General features: G+C 31.4%; 11 protein-coding genes. 8 read left to right on the forward strand and 3 right to left on the reverse strand.

Going from position 1 to position 14712, the window contains the following annotated elements; translation table 11 throughout:
- Positions 1–139 precede the first annotated feature (139 nt).
- The 3 genes from htpG to Q0921_RS12245 all read left to right on the forward strand — a co-directional run bounded on the left by htpG (position 140) and on the right by Q0921_RS12245 (position 6532).
- Positions 140–2026, forward strand: a complete 1887-nt coding sequence (htpG, locus tag Q0921_RS12235; protein ID WP_299257188.1) for a molecular chaperone HtpG — start codon at positions 140–142, stop codon at positions 2024–2026.
- A gap of 145 nt (positions 2027–2171) precedes the next feature.
- Positions 2172–3158: a LuxR C-terminal-related transcriptional regulator gene (locus Q0921_RS12240; RefSeq protein ID WP_299257190.1), complete on the forward strand. Its 987-nt coding sequence runs from the start codon at positions 2172–2174 to the stop codon at positions 3156–3158.
- Positions 3159–3256: 98 nt separating this feature from the next.
- Entirely contained in the window at positions 3257–6532 is a 3276-nt protein-coding gene (locus tag Q0921_RS12245; RefSeq protein ID WP_299257191.1) for a DUF2723 domain-containing protein, read from the forward strand.
- A 110-nt stretch (positions 6533–6642) separates the two neighbouring features.
- On the opposite strand, the gene Q0921_RS12250 is transcribed toward Q0921_RS12245, so the two are convergent.
- Entirely contained in the window at positions 6643–8904 is a 2262-nt protein-coding gene (locus tag Q0921_RS12250) for a S9 family peptidase (RefSeq protein WP_299257246.1), read from the reverse strand.
- A gap of 401 nt (positions 8905–9305) precedes the next feature.
- Here Q0921_RS12250 and Q0921_RS12255 point away from each other — a divergent pair, with 401 nt between their 5' ends.
- Complete coding sequence (locus tag Q0921_RS12255) at positions 9306–10154, forward strand: DUF6503 family protein (RefSeq protein ID WP_299257192.1); 849 nt, start codon at positions 9306–9308, stop codon at positions 10152–10154.
- Positions 10155–10235: 81 nt separating this feature from the next.
- On the opposite strand, the gene Q0921_RS12260 is transcribed toward Q0921_RS12255, so the two are convergent.
- A complete protein-coding gene (locus Q0921_RS12260) occupies positions 10236–11456 on the reverse strand; it encodes a M12 family metallopeptidase (protein WP_299257193.1) in 1221 nt (406 codons plus the stop codon).
- Between the two features lie 288 nt (positions 11457–11744).
- Between Q0921_RS12260 and Q0921_RS12265 the strand changes: the two genes are divergently transcribed.
- From Q0921_RS12265 to Q0921_RS12275, 3 genes are read left to right on the forward strand one after another with little or no spacing between them, the layout of a single operon-like run.
- Entirely contained in the window at positions 11745–12206 is a 462-nt protein-coding gene (locus tag Q0921_RS12265; RefSeq protein ID WP_299257195.1) for a hypothetical protein, read from the forward strand.
- The gene (locus Q0921_RS12270) at positions 12206–12553 is read left to right on the forward strand and encodes a MauE/DoxX family redox-associated membrane protein (RefSeq protein WP_299257197.1); all 348 of its coding nucleotides are present in this window, start codon (positions 12206–12208) and stop codon (positions 12551–12553) included. The genes Q0921_RS12265 and Q0921_RS12270 overlap by 1 nt, the downstream gene beginning before the upstream one ends.
- A gap of 13 nt (positions 12554–12566) precedes the next feature.
- Positions 12567–13169, forward strand: coding sequence for an alpha-ketoglutarate-dependent dioxygenase AlkB (locus Q0921_RS12275; protein WP_299257199.1), 603 nt, complete (start codon positions 12567–12569; stop codon positions 13167–13169).
- A 56-nt stretch (positions 13170–13225) separates the two neighbouring features.
- On the opposite strand, the gene Q0921_RS12280 is transcribed toward Q0921_RS12275, so the two are convergent.
- Complete coding sequence (locus Q0921_RS12280) at positions 13226–13639, reverse strand: hypothetical protein (RefSeq protein WP_299257200.1); 414 nt, start codon at positions 13637–13639, stop codon at positions 13226–13228.
- A gap of 207 nt (positions 13640–13846) precedes the next feature.
- Between Q0921_RS12280 and Q0921_RS12285 the strand changes: the two genes are divergently transcribed.
- Complete coding sequence (locus Q0921_RS12285) at positions 13847–14710, forward strand: AraC family transcriptional regulator (RefSeq protein ID WP_299257201.1); 864 nt, start codon at positions 13847–13849, stop codon at positions 14708–14710.
- The last annotated feature ends 2 nt before the right edge of the window (positions 14711–14712 follow it).

The raw sequence follows: 14712 nt of genomic DNA on the forward strand, positions 1-14712 counted from the left end.
AGACGAAACAGTGATAATATCCTTACGTTTTATAAATCTACCTATTACTTCTGTGTCAGTTTGTCAGCAATGTAGAATTGGTATTTTTTTTGACTATAAAGATTTTATAAGAGATAATTAAAATTAAAACATAAATAAAATGGCAACAGGAAGTATTAATGTATCAGTAGAAAACATTTTTCCTTTGATTAAAAAATTCTTGTATTCTGATCATGAGATCTTTTTACGAGAGTTAATATCTAACGCAACAGATGCGACTCTAAAACTAAAACATTTAACTAATATTGGTGAAGCTAATGTAGAATATGGCGATCCTAAGATTGAAGTTAAAATTGACAAAGAAAACAAGTTACTACACATTATCGATCAAGGAATCGGTATGACAGCAGAAGAGGTTGAAAAATATATCAACCAGGTCGCTTTTTCTGGTGCTGAAGAATTCTTAGAAAAATATAAAGACAGCGCAAAAGATTCTGGAATCATAGGGCATTTTGGTCTAGGATTCTACTCAGCATTTATGGTCGCTACTAAAGTAGAGATTATTTCTAAATCGTATACAGATGCACCAGCTGCACATTGGATATGTGATGGTTCTCCTACATATACAATAGAAGCTCACGATAAAACAGAAAGAGGAACAGAGATCATCCTACATATTGGGGACGATGACACAGAATTTCTGGAAGAAAGTAGAATTAATGAATTATTGGTAAAATACAATAAGTTTATGCCTGTTTCGATTAAATTCGGAACTAAAACAGAAACATTACCGAAACCAGAAGGAGCAAAAGAAGAAGATCCTGCACCAACTCAGGAGGTAGAGAACATTATTAATAATCCTAATCCAGCCTGGACTAAACAACCTGCTGATCTACAAGATGAAGATTACAAAGGTTTTTATAGAGAATTGTATCCAATGCAGTTCGAAGAACCTTTGTTTAATATTCACCTTAATGTAGATTACCCGTTTAACCTAACGGGGATTTTATACTTCCCTAAGCTTGGTCAGGATATAAATACGCAGAAGGATAGAATTCAATTATATCAAAATCAGGTTTTCGTAACGGATAATGTAGAAGGTATTGTTCCTGAATTTTTAACAATGCTTCGTGGTGTGATTGATTCTCCGGACATTCCATTAAATGTTTCCAGATCATACTTACAAGCTGATGGTGCTGTAAAGAAAATTTCTAGTTATATCACGCGTAAAGTGGCAGATAAACTAAGCTCTTTATTCAAAAATGATAGAGAAGATTTTGAAAAGAAATGGAATGATATTAAAGTAGTGATTGAATATGGAATGCTCTCGGAAGACAAATTCTTTGAGAAAGCTGATAAATTTGCTTTGTATCCTACTGTTGATGAAACCTTTTTTACTTTTGAAGAGTTACATGAAAAGATCAAAGAAAATCAAACAGATAAAGATAATAAACTAGTTATCTTGTATGCTTCTGACAAAGATGAGCAGCACGCTTATATATCTGCGGCAAAAGACAAAGGATACGAAGTATTATTACTAGATTCACCTATTGTTTCACATCTGATCCAAAAATTAGAAACTAGTAAGGAAAATATTTCTTTTGTTCGTGTTGATGGTGATCACATTGATAACCTGATTAAAAAAGATGAGGAAACTATTTCTAAATTATCTGATGAAGAAAAAGACAGCCTGAAAGCTGATCTGGAAAAAGTTATTCCTGCTGCAAAGTACACTGTACAGATGGAAGCTATGGATAGCAATGCTTCTCCATTTATGATTACACAACCAGAGTTTATGCGTCGTATGAAAGAGATGCAACAGACTGGCGGTGGCGGAATGAACATGTTTGGTAATATGCCCGAAATGTACAATCTGATTGTAAATACAAATCACGAGTTGATTGGTCAAATTAAAGATACTAAAACAGATAAGAAGAAAGAGCGTTTGATTAAGCAATCACTGGATTTAGCAAGACTTTCTCAAAATCTATTAAAAGGTGAAGAATTGACTGAATTTGTTAAACGTAGTTTCGAAATGATAAAATAAAAGTTAGCAATTAGATCGCTAATGCTATTAGATTTTAAACCGCTTCACTGTTAGATTCAGTTGGAGCGGTTTTTTATTTCTGGCCTATGTATTACATATTTTATTATTTTTACAATATTGCTTTTCTATCTAGATAATAAGACAAATGAAAAATATAATCTTTCTTTTCGTACTAACACTATTACTTTGCTTTAAAGCGAATGGACAAGAAATTGTTTCTGGATATTTACATTTAGAAAAGCCCGAGAAATGGGAAGAAAAAGTGAATCTAAGCAGAGTACAATTAAACGACGGTACAGCTAATGGACATACTTATATACCTGTTGCTTCTTCGGTTATTACTAAAGAAGGGTATTTTTCGTTTGATCAAAAATGGTTTGATAACAAAGACCAAATATATAAAGTTCATATTAATCCAATTAAATCAGTATCAAGACATACAGATATACCTAAAAACTCTAAATTATTCATTTTATCAAATAATGATTCCATCTCCTTTGAAAAAGGAACCTCACTATTTGATACTTATACAACCAATAATAAAGCTAATGAAGAATGGCAACAACTAAAAAAATTCGAATCTAAATTTGAAAATTTGCATGACGATTTTGATACCGAAAAATATTTAATTAGAACTAAAGGATATGTAAAAGATTCTTTGCAAATTCTTCTCGTAAAATTGATAAGTATCAAAAAACTAGATGACAAAAAATTACTAGAAAAAGATATTAAAGAGAATACTGCTTATTATGCCAGCTTACTAAAAGAACTAAAATCAAGTGAAATTGACCCTGCTTTATTCTTATATCTAGAAAATAAACTTTCTTTGATTTATATAGAAAATACCGATAAAAAATATTCACTTAGTATAGTATTAAATAGTATCGCCGGATTGGTTATCCTATTTCTTGTTTTTTTAATTTTCAGAAAACAAAAAAATCGTCAAAATGATAACTTGGTTTCTTTAAGTAAACAAGAAAATACTATTAAAGAATTAATAATTTCCGGAAAAAGTAACAAAGAAATTGCCAACGAGTTGTTTATTAGCATCAACACTGTAAAAACACATATATCTAACATTTACAGCAAATTAAATATCACAAACCGAAAAGAATTATTGCTAAAAAAATAAAATCATACCGGTACTAGTACTTTATTACAACTTCTAACCTGCCACTTTTTTTAATTTTTACGCGTCATTTGATTACCTAAAAAAGGCAATCAATACAAATGAATATAGCTCTTTTCAAAAATTGGAATCTTATACTAGGATGGTTCGTATTTCTTATTTCTCTTCTAGTTTATATTAATACAGTTGAACCTACCAATAGTTTTTGGGATGTAGGTGAATATATTTCAGCATCCTCAAAATTACAAATCGGACATCCTCCTGGCGCTCCATTGTTTCAAATGATAGGTGCTTTTGCTTCCAATTTTGCCACACATCCAGAACAGATTGCATATACATTGAATATAACATCAGGAATTGCAAGTGCATTTACCATACTCTTTATGTTTTGGTCAATTACCATTTTACTGACTAATTTGGTAAAAGCAAAATCAAATCTTACAAAAAGTACTTGCATAACCATATTAGGAAGTGGAGTTACAGGCTCCTTAGCTTTTGCTTTTACGGATAGTTTTTGGTTTAACGCAGTAGAGGCGGAAGTATATGCAATGGCAACTTGTATTCTATCAGTGTTATTTTACTTGGGGTTATTATGGCAACGAGATATGAATCGACCACAAGGAAATAAATGGATTATCTTAATTTCCTTTATCATTGGACTCTCTTTTGGCATCCACTTTATGGGACTATTATCCATTCCAGCAATAGGGTTATTGTATTATTTCAAAAATTATAAAATCATAACATTCAATAATTTCATAATTGCCAATCTTATTGTGATTGCGGTGTTATTGTTTATTTTCAAAATGCTACTACCTTATACGCTAACATATTTTGGGAGTTCCGAAATCTTTTTTGTCAATTCAATCGGATTACCTTTCCACTCAGGAACTATTGTTGCTGGTATAAGCTTAATAATTTGTTTTTACCTAGGGTTAAAATACACTAGAAAAAAACTCTATCCATTAATCCATACTTCCTTGCTTTGTATTATTTTCATTTTAGTCGGGTTTTCTAGCTGGTTAATGATTCCGATTAGAGCAAACGCTGGTACCGTGATTAACGAAAATAACCCAAATAATGCCAGAGAGTTATTAGCATATTATAATCTAGAACAATACCCAAAAACGCATTTGTTTTATGGTCCTCAATTCACTGAAATCTACGGTAACTTAGATAAGAATGAGCCATACTTAGATGACAAACCAAAATACGAAAAAGACCTAAACACGGGAAAATATGTAATTGTTAATGATTGGAAAAATGCTAAACAGAATTTAGATAACAATCATAAAACTTTATTACCAAGAATGTGGAGTACAGAACATATCAGTAATTATATGTTATTTAGTGGACCGCTAAAATTCTCTATAAAAACCGAATATCAAGATGAAAAAGAACTTATAGATACTGTTATTGATTTTAGAAAACAATATGCTGCAGATGCATTAGACTACAGTGATTATCATAAATTCCTAGAATCATTTGGTCAATTTTTGGATATCGAACCACCTTCATTTTGGAATAATGTGTCTTATTTGTTTCAGTATCAAATTAATTATATGTATTGGCGATATTTTATGTGGAACTTTGTTGGCAGACAAGATGATGTTCAAGGGAAGTTATCTTCTTTACATGGTAATTGGCTTAGTGGAATTTCATTTATTGATAAACATCGCCTTGGGTCACAAGATAATTTACCATCAGATGCAACTAAAAATAAAGCTAGAAATACGTATTTCTTCATTCCTCTCATTTTAGGCTTGATTGGATTAGTTTTCCAATTGAAGCATGATAAAAAGAATTTCTGGGTATTGTTTATATTCTTTTTGTTTACAGGATTATCGTTAAAAATATATCTTAATGAGAGACCTTTTGAACCCAGAGAAAGAGATTATGCTCTAGTAGGTTCATTTTATGTATTTGCCATTTGGATTGCATTTGGAGTATATGCACTTTTCGATATACTAAAAAGTAAAATAAACGCTAAAAAAGCTGCGTACATAACAATTCTCATTTCATTACTTGCAGTACCTTCCTTATTGATTGCTCAAAACTGGGACGATCATGATCGATCCAATCGATATACTGCTCAATCATCTGCAAAAACATATCTATCCTCTTGTCAGAAAGATGCAATTCTATTTTCTATAGGTGATAATGATAGTTTTCCCTTATGGTATGTACAAGAAATAGAAGGGTATCGAACAGATATACGAATTCTTATCACCAATTTATTAGCGACAGATTGGTACATCGATCAAATGAAAAAAGCTGCGTATAAAGGAAAACCTGTGGCTTCTCAATTAGAACACTCATTTTATACCTACGGGAATAATGATGCCGTATTCTACAAAGAGGTAACAAAAGATACTATGCTCATCAAAAACTGGATGCGCTGGATTACATCCGATGATGATAGAACTAAAGGAGAACTTATGAACGGAAAAGTAGTTTCTACGTTTCCGACAAAAAACATTCGAATACCTGTTAATAAGGAAGCTGTATTAAAAAACGGAATAGTGTCTGAAAAAGATGCGGATAACATTGTGCCTTATATAGATATTCATCTAAAAGGTAATTACATCCCTAAACACAGACTGGTGATGTTAGATATTATTGCTAATAATAATTGGGAACGCCCTATTTACTTTACTGGAGGTAGTTTTGGAGATGATGACTATATCTGGATGAAAGATTATCTGCAATTAGACGGAATGACGTATAAACTTGTTCCTATCAAAACTAAGATGAATCCAAACAACCCTTATCAATTAGGAAGAGTCGACGCCGATGTGATGTATAAAAATGTCAAAGAATGGGACTGGGGAAATGGAGACAGCACAGGAATCTATCATGATACAGAAACCAGAAAAAACGGAATATCCTATAGGACGAATCTTGGCAGGCTGGCCAATCAGTTAATCAAAGAAAATCAGCTACTTAAAGCTGAAGAAATCCTGGATTTGGGGATAGAAAAAATGCCTTTGGATATCTATGAATACTATACTCCTCTACACTCTTTTGTAGGCAGCTATTATCAAATAGATAAAAAAGAAAAAGCAAGATCTTTATGGACGCAATTAGCTAAAAAATATCAGGAGCAATTACACTACTTTTCAAACTTATCTTATGAAAGGCAATTAGAACATTTTGAGAGTATTATGGATAACGTAACGTATTATCGGGACCTTGTAGATACTCTAGTTGAAAATCAGGATACGGATCTTATTGATAAAGAAATTGATACATTTAATAAGTACATCAATTTGTTTCCAAGGTTTTTTGACCGACAAACCAGACCTCAACCTGATATCCATGTTGAAGATACAGAAAATCTACTTAAAGAATTGAAATCAGAGCAGGAAATTGAGTAGTGAAAATATTGTAAAGTAAAAAACCTCCTGACCCAAGTTTTCAGGAGGTTTTTACTACATTCTAAAAAAGGAAATGGAACTCGCTTTTCTACGAGATAAGTCTCACTTAATTATCCTTTGACAGGTTTTGTAGTTTCTTTTTTACCAATATGCTTAGCATAAAATCCCATCATCGCTTTATACATAGCGATAGAGTTTTCTTCTTTTGCAAAACCATGACCTTCGTCATATCTAACCATATAAGGAACATCAAAACCTTTATCACGTAATGCTTTTACGATTTGATCAGATTCATCAATATTCACACGAGGGTCATTTGCTCCTTGCACTACAAACAAAGGCTTTTTGATTTTATCAATTTGATATACTGGAGATACTTCTTCCATAATAACTTTTTCTTCAGCTACGTCTTCATCATACCAAATCTCTTTTATAATTTTTAAATATGGTTTCCAATATGGAGGGATTGTTTTCATAAAAGTAAATAGATTAGATACTCCTACATAATCCACTCCACAAGCATATAAATCTGGTGTTTTGGTTAATCCACGTAATACAGCGTATCCTCCATGACTGCCTCCATAAATAGCTACTCTATCTTTATCTACCCAACCCTGATCAATTACATATTGTAATCCATCTTCTACATCATCCATTGCTTTTCTTCCGATTTGTTTGAATCCGGTTTCTAAGAATTCTCTACCATATCCTCCAGAAATTCTAAAGTTTACTTGCAAGGTCGCATATCCTCTACTGGCGAACAATTGTGACTCTGGATTAAATCCCCAAGAATCTCTTATTCCTTGTGGTCCACCGTGCGGATTTACAACCAACGGCACCTTTTTACCTTTTTCCGTTTCTTTAGGTAACGTAATATATCCGTGTATTGTCAAGCCATCTCTACTCTTAAAAGTAATCGGTCGCATTTCTGCCATATCATCCTCTTTAAGCTGAGGCATTAAATTATAAAGCAGCTTAAATTCATCTTTTTTTACATCATAAGAGTAATAAACTCCATACAATTTATCGCTTTGAAAAAAGATCAAATACTTATCTTCTTCGTCTGTTTTTCCAGTTATTGAATATTGATGATCAGGAAATTCTTTAGAAATTCTTTCGTGTAATTTTTTATAATAATCACTTACAGGAATCATCACTCTTTTTTCTCCTTGGTATGAAAAATAATCTAATTCATATCCTCTTTTTCTTGATAAGGATACATTAGAAACATCATATTTATCATTAGAGAATAATTTTTTGATTACTTTATCAGCTTTTAAATCATACAAATATATCTGAGATTTATCTGAATCTAAGTTAGAAACTACATACGCATCGTGAGGGTTTTCTGTGGAGTAATCATAATTTAGAATTGAGAAGGTATCCTTCCAGTTCATTTTTTTTAAGATTTCGTATTTACCTTCTTCCTTAGCATAATAAAAATCTATATTTACTCCATCTCGTATCTTACCATATCCTCTAAGGTTACCATCCTTGTCAAAATTATATCCCGAAATAGGGTTAGCAGCATCTTCATTCTTGAATAATTGCTTAATTTCTCCGGTAAGTATATTAATTTTATATGGCTCAAAGATTTGTTTGTTATTCTTGTTCATCGAGATGATCATATGATCCTCATCTTCCTTTAGTCCTTCTAGAATGTTTACTTGTACACCATCATAGGGAGTTAATTCTTTTTGATTTGTCCCATCAATATTGGCAGCAAATAAATGATAATCTTCATTTCCGCCTTTATCCATTACATAAACCAGTCGTTCATTATTAGCCCAACCATATCCTCTAATTAGCTCTTCTTTCTCTCCGATTACACGAGTAACTTTATCGGTTGCTATTTCTTTTACGTATACGTGATTTTTACTATTTTCATCTTTCTCTCTGTATGAAAGATATTTCCCATTTGGAGAAAATTGAAAACTTCTTGCTTTTGGTCTTGCAAAATAATCTTCAACAGAATATTTGTAATTGCCTTGATCCAAGTTTGCTATTTTTTCTAATTCTGTATCAGAAGACACCAGTGCTGGATTTCCTGGTATTGTTTTCTTTGATTTTTCCATTTCTAATGGTAGTTCCATTCCGCCTTGATAAAAAGTTCCTTTTAATTTACTATTCTCTAGAGATCCTACATATTTGATCCCTCCTTGTTTAAATGTCAAAGTTAGTTGATTGTTTTCAAAAACTGTAGAATCCAGTGGAATTCCAGTTGCACCTTGAGAAGGACTATCCATTGTAGAAGATAAAGCGCCTTCTTTTTCTTCAATATGAAATAGTAATGGAACTTCAGTTCCTTGAACTGATAATTTCCCTTTCCAAGTTCCTATGACTTCTTGTCCGTATGTTTGGGTAAAAGACATGCACAGCACTACTAAGAATGTCCCCCATACTGTTTTAAATAATTGTTTCATCTGTTTGTTTTTTGATTTTTAAATTCAGATTAGATTTGTTTTTAATTACTCTAATAATTTACTAGTTTAATTTAACGGCTCATTTTATCTGTTTATAAAATTGATAATGAAAAAGTGAATGTATATGATGTTAGTAATCAACATTAGCTTTTTGTTACATTATTTATTAATTTTTAACAAGACAAAAGAACTTAACTATCTAATTTTTAGATTCAAAATTATAAAAAAGTCAGTATTACATTTCACTCTATTGAGATAACTAATCAATTATATCTGTTACAATTTTCATAAAGATTATACTACTATTTAAGGTTTTAGTATTTTAGACTGATAACACAAACAACCTCACCATGAAAAGAATTTTTATAGTATTATTCTCTATTGTTTTACTTAGTTGTAATCAAAAGAAAGAAGAAAAAAATAAGCCCCCTGAAGTAACAGAAAACAAAGATTTAACTCCTGTAGAGCCTGATGGTGGTATTGGTGATGGAGCTTTGCCTATTTCTAACCATTTTATCAAAACCATAGAGAAAGCTCATAAAAAAGATAAATTTTTAAATCATAAAGCAATAAGTTTTTATGTGAATATCATCTTTAATGGAAAAGAACATTTGGATGGAAAAGTTACCATGCTCACAAATTCATCAAAGATTAGAATTGATAAAAAAGATGAAAGCAAGTTAATTTATGATGGAAAAAATGTGTACCTGTGTCCTGCTGACGCCAATGATAAAGGAGCTCGTTTTGACATGTTTACTTGGTCATATTTCTTTGGATTACCTTATAAATTAAATGATCCAGGAACTAAATTAGAAATGCAAAATGACAGAATGCTAGATAATACTACCCATAGTACTGCAAAACTAACTTTTGAAGCTGGAACTGGTGATGCCCCAGATGATTGGTATGTTATCTATTCGGATCCTATTTCCAAATCACTACAAGCTGCGGCTTACATTGTAACTTTTGGAAGTGATGGTAATACTTCTAAAGCAGAAGCTGATCCACACGCGATACGTTACAAGGAATTTACTACTGTAGATGACATTCCTTTTGCTACTAAATGGGAATTTTATGGCTGGACCCCAGAAAAAGGAATGACTGATAAATTAGGAGAAGCTACCATAACTGATATTACCTTTCTGGAAAGCGAGGGGAAACTATTTGATGATCCGGAAAATTCTAAAATAATTGACTAACAATAAAGATAAAAGATTCTAAAACGAAAAACACCGCTCATATAGCGGTGTTTTTTTTAAAATTCATAAATTCGATAAAATTTACAATCCCGAAATTACAAATTCTTCCCAGTTTCCTATTGACGTTCTATTACAAGTCATTGGTTTAGACCCGTTTTCTGAACTTACATATTTACCGTTATTACCTTTTAATGCATATTTATTTCCTCCTCTATTAACTAAGGTAAATTGTTCCCACGCACCAATTTGAGATCTATCACAGATAATAGGATTAGCTCCATTTTCACTACTCACATATTTACCATTACTCCCTTTTAGTGCAACTTTCCCCTCACTAAGCGTGATTACTTGAAACTTTTCCCATCCTTGAGCAGTGGCTCTATTGCAATTTATAGGCTTACCTCCATTTTCACTACTCACATACAAGCCATTACTACCTCTTAGTTCAATTGTATTGGCTGAAGTAATTGGAGGATACATTTTATCAATTCCAGCTACATCACTATTGGATAATCCATTTCGTTGTGCATTGTACGTATTTCCATTAGCGCGTGTGATGGTCGGTTGACCATTTTTAGAAAAAGAATATGATCCATACATCATAATACTTCCTAGATCTAAATCAGAAGTATATTCATTACCATCCTGACCTTGTTCTATATACGTTCTAAAATTGAACTCTTTACCATTTTGTATATTTTCGAACAATACGTTTATATACTGATCTCTATCTTTTCTGCTCTGTTCGTGCCATAATCCTATTGCATGACCGATCTCATGAATAGTATTACCTGTAGAACAACCATTCGCTAAGGTGATATCTTGTCGTCCTCCAATGCGACCTACATAAGAAGAGCATCCAGATCCGTTCTTAAAATATACATAGTTTGATTGATTCGTGCGTTGTACAAATCTCAATGCAGTTTTAGATTCCCAATGAGTAATTGCATTTGTTATACGAGCTTGATTAGGCATTCCATTTTGAATAGAGTAATACACCGTATTGTTTGGCCATCTTCCTCCAGTTCTACCAACTCCTTTATTAGTATCAGAAGGTGTTACTTTTATATCTCCTTCTAGTATGTAATGTTTATTAATACTCTCTGCATCTACCTCTTCTCCATTTAATGTTATGCTTAACAATTTTCCAGTTTCACCAGGATATGCCTGTTCTAATATAAAATCTTCGTTTAGATCTTGTTGGTCGTTAGATTCAAAATCTTGCGATTCACAAGAAAGACATAGCACACTTATTATTAATCCTAATAATAATGCCATATAACGTTTAGAATACTTTTTCATGATTAAGTTTGTGTTAGTTTTAAAAGTAGTTACGATATTAGGGAATACTTTTCTTTCTAATGCCTACAAAATACTAAGTGCTTTCAAACTTTTAACAAACGTTATAAATCAAAAAGTATTCGTTTCTAGAAAATATTAAAAAGGGACGACAAAATGGTAAATAGGAAACTTCATGAATTATCATATTTTAGGGTTTTATACAAAAGGATTACGTTAAAATAAACTGTATTAATTTTATTTTTTTGTATCTTTAGTAAACACAAGTTGTTCTAATTAAAATTCACTCACATGACCACGCTGTTTAAAAAATTACAACTTCCTCCATTATTAGACGAGATTTTAATATTGAATGAGCCTGAAGGGTTTTGTAAAGAACTAGACTGTCTAAAAGATGTTATAGTTAAAGAGTCTTTAATACAAGTATCCGAAGTTGACTTTGCATTGGTTTTTGTAACAGAAAAAAAACAGATTGAAAACCGCATTGAAACTATTTATCCCAAATTAGTAGGAGATGGTATTCTTTGGTTTGCTTATCCTAAAAAAAGTTCTAAAAAATATAGCACTGAAATCACAAGGAATCATGGCTGGGGTGTTCTAGGAGACTATAACTTAGAACCTGTACGACAAGTAGCCATTGATGATAACTGGACTGCATTACGTTTTAGAAAAGTAAGTTTTATAAAAAATATGACAAGAAGTAAAGATTTTGCACTTAGTAGTGCTGGCAAAGAAAAAACTGCTGGAGTTTAATGAGTTGGCACTTATATACTTTATCAGCCATTTTTATAATTGCTGGTATTTTTCATCTGATTCGACCAAAGGCATTTATGAGGATTATGCCGCTGTATATCCCTTTCCACAAACAATTAGTATACTTAAGCGGTATAACTGAGATTATGGCTGGAGTAGGCGTTATTTTTTCGCAGACTAGATTTTATTCTATTTGGGCAATTATTGCTATGCTTATTTTATTTTTTCCTGTACATATACATATGTTAGTTAATAAAAAAGCAAGTCTTAGGTTACCAAAATCAGTTCTTACTTTTAGGTTATTACTACAATTTGTTTTAATATACTGGGCTCATTTATATCTTTAAACCGTACTCCAAGTTGGACTTATTTACTTCCCAAAATGATGATATTCAATTAAAAATGCCAGATGGCGATGTACGGTATTACCCAGCATTTTTCGATAAAAACAAAGCTGATCATTTGTTTAAAATCTTAAAAGAATCTATTGAATGGCAACAAGATGATATTAAGATCTTTGGCAAAGTATACAAACAACCAAGACTTACAGCATTATATGCTAACAATAAAAACACTTATACATACTCTAATATCACCATGAAACCTCATAAGTTTACTGAGGAATTGTTAATAATTAAAGAAAAAATAGAAAACATAAGTTCAGGAATATTTACTACCTGCTTACTTAATTTGTATAGAGATGGTCAAGACAGTAACGGATGGCATGCTGATAATGAAAAAGAACTTGGTACAGAACCAATAATAGCATCTGTAAGTTTTGGTGAAGAACGGTGGTTTCATTTCAAACATAAAACAAAAAATCAAAAACAAAAAATTTTACTCCAGCATGGTAGCTTACTAATAATGCAAGGAAAAACGCAGGAAAACTGGCTGCATCAAGTACCCAAATCCAAAAAAGTTATGAAACCTCGTATTAACCTCACTTTCAGGATTATTGATTAAATCCATTTCATAAAAACAACTAATTAAAATCTCTTATAACAAATATTACTACTCACTTATATCATTAAAAAAGAATCTCTGGAATAATCCAGCGATTTTAGATTATAATTATCCTTTCTCAAAAGCACTAAGGTTATAAAGAAAAAACCTAAGTGTATTAGTGACAATTTAAGTGAATTAGCGTCTAATAAAAAGAATGTTAGAAAAGAAAATAACAGTGCCGCTCCTATCAATACCCTTCTAGTAAAAAATCCTAAAACTAGAAACAACCCTAGCATAAATTCTTCAAAAGGAACTAAAGGAGCAAACGCTTCAATAAGGGTATAATTGAATATGGTCGTTTCAGAAAAGTAAACATCTATTTTCTGTAAGAACTCTGAATAAAAAATCACATTGTAAGTACTGTGTAAAACTAAAAATACACCAAACAGTATTCTAACTGCTGTGTATAAATAAATCCTAAATTTCATCGCTGATTTGTGTAAAAAATTCGCGTTACAAAAATATAATTCTACTATCCTATTTACTTGTAAAACTATGGTAACAACTTGTACAATAAAAACATAACAAACTAATTATCAACAACATCAAACGTTATAGCTCGAAAATACAAGTATAAAACAGTTATTTCGTTTGATTTTATTTTTGTAACTTTAAGACAAAAGAAAAATTTGATTATGAATCGTTATACCTTACACGAGACCTTTGTTGTACATCAATATTCATTTGATAAATGGGAAGCGGAACCACATAATCATAATTATTTTGAGATTATTTTTGTTGAAAATGGAAATGGTTATCATACTATCAATGGAATTAGGTTTCGTTACAAAAAAGATGATATATTTCTCTTAGCACCTGAAGACACGCATCATTTTGAAATAGAAAAACACTCTGTGTTTACGCATTTTAAGTTTACCGAACTTTTATTCTCGAGTAAAGTTAACTTACCCGATAGAAAATATTGGCTCCAGAGAATCGAACAACTTCTTCATCATCCCAATATCATCCCTGGAGACGTTATATCTCACGAAGAAGACCGCAAGATTATCTGGGATATTCATAATGTGGTAATGGAAGAATTTAAAAATGAAAAAATATATTACCAAGAAATAATTTCTAATGCGATCAGTACTATATTAAGTATTATTGTTAGAAATATTTCGGCTAAATACAGTTCTAATAAAAGAAATGTATCATTAAATGACTCTAGAATAGATCAAATATTAGGTCATATTAGACAAAATGTATATGATAATGATCTCACTAAGATAAATTATATGGCAGATAAGTTTAATATGTCTCAGAGTTCTATCAGCACATATTTTAAGAAAGCCACCGGAGAGTCGATCCATCAATATGTAACTAAGTATAAAATGAAACTAGTTGAATACAGGTTACAAAATACCGAATTTACAATCGCAGAAATTGCATATCAATTAGGATATACTGATGAGAGTCACCTTACCAAAACTTTCAAAAAGTATTTCTCTATGTCTCCGAAGCAATATCGAAAGGATCTTGCTATTGTTAGTGAATAAGA

The sequence above is a fragment of the uncultured Aquimarina sp. genome (assembly GCF_947496855.1).
Taxonomy (GTDB): domain Bacteria; phylum Bacteroidota; class Bacteroidia; order Flavobacteriales; family Flavobacteriaceae; genus Aquimarina.

What these genes read in the sequence shown, in the direction of transcription:
- htpG (WP_299257188.1), top strand. Translation starts at nt 140, where the DNA reads ATGGCAACAGGAAGTATTAATGTATCAGTAGAAAACATTTTTCCTTTG.
- Q0921_RS12240 (WP_299257190.1), top strand. Translation starts at nt 2,172, where the DNA reads ATGAAAAATATAATCTTTCTTTTCGTACTAACACTATTACTTTGCTTT.
- Q0921_RS12245 (WP_299257191.1), top strand. Translation starts at nt 3,257, where the DNA reads ATGAATATAGCTCTTTTCAAAAATTGGAATCTTATACTAGGATGGTTC.
- Q0921_RS12250 (WP_299257246.1), bottom strand. Translation starts at nt 8,904, where the DNA reads ATGTCTTTTACCCAAACATACGGACAAGAAGTCATAGGAACTTGGAAA.
- Q0921_RS12255 (WP_299257192.1), top strand. Translation starts at nt 9,306, where the DNA reads ATGAAAAGAATTTTTATAGTATTATTCTCTATTGTTTTACTTAGTTGT.
- Q0921_RS12260 (WP_299257193.1), bottom strand. Translation starts at nt 11,456, where the DNA reads ATGAAAAAGTATTCTAAACGTTATATGGCATTATTATTAGGATTAATA.
- Q0921_RS12265 (WP_299257195.1), top strand. Translation starts at nt 11,745, where the DNA reads ATGACCACGCTGTTTAAAAAATTACAACTTCCTCCATTATTAGACGAG.
- Q0921_RS12270 (WP_299257197.1), top strand. Translation starts at nt 12,206, where the DNA reads ATGAGTTGGCACTTATATACTTTATCAGCCATTTTTATAATTGCTGGT.
- Q0921_RS12280 (WP_299257200.1), bottom strand. Translation starts at nt 13,639, where the DNA reads ATGAAATTTAGGATTTATTTATACACAGCAGTTAGAATACTGTTTGGT.
- Q0921_RS12285 (WP_299257201.1), top strand. Translation starts at nt 13,847, where the DNA reads ATGAATCGTTATACCTTACACGAGACCTTTGTTGTACATCAATATTCA.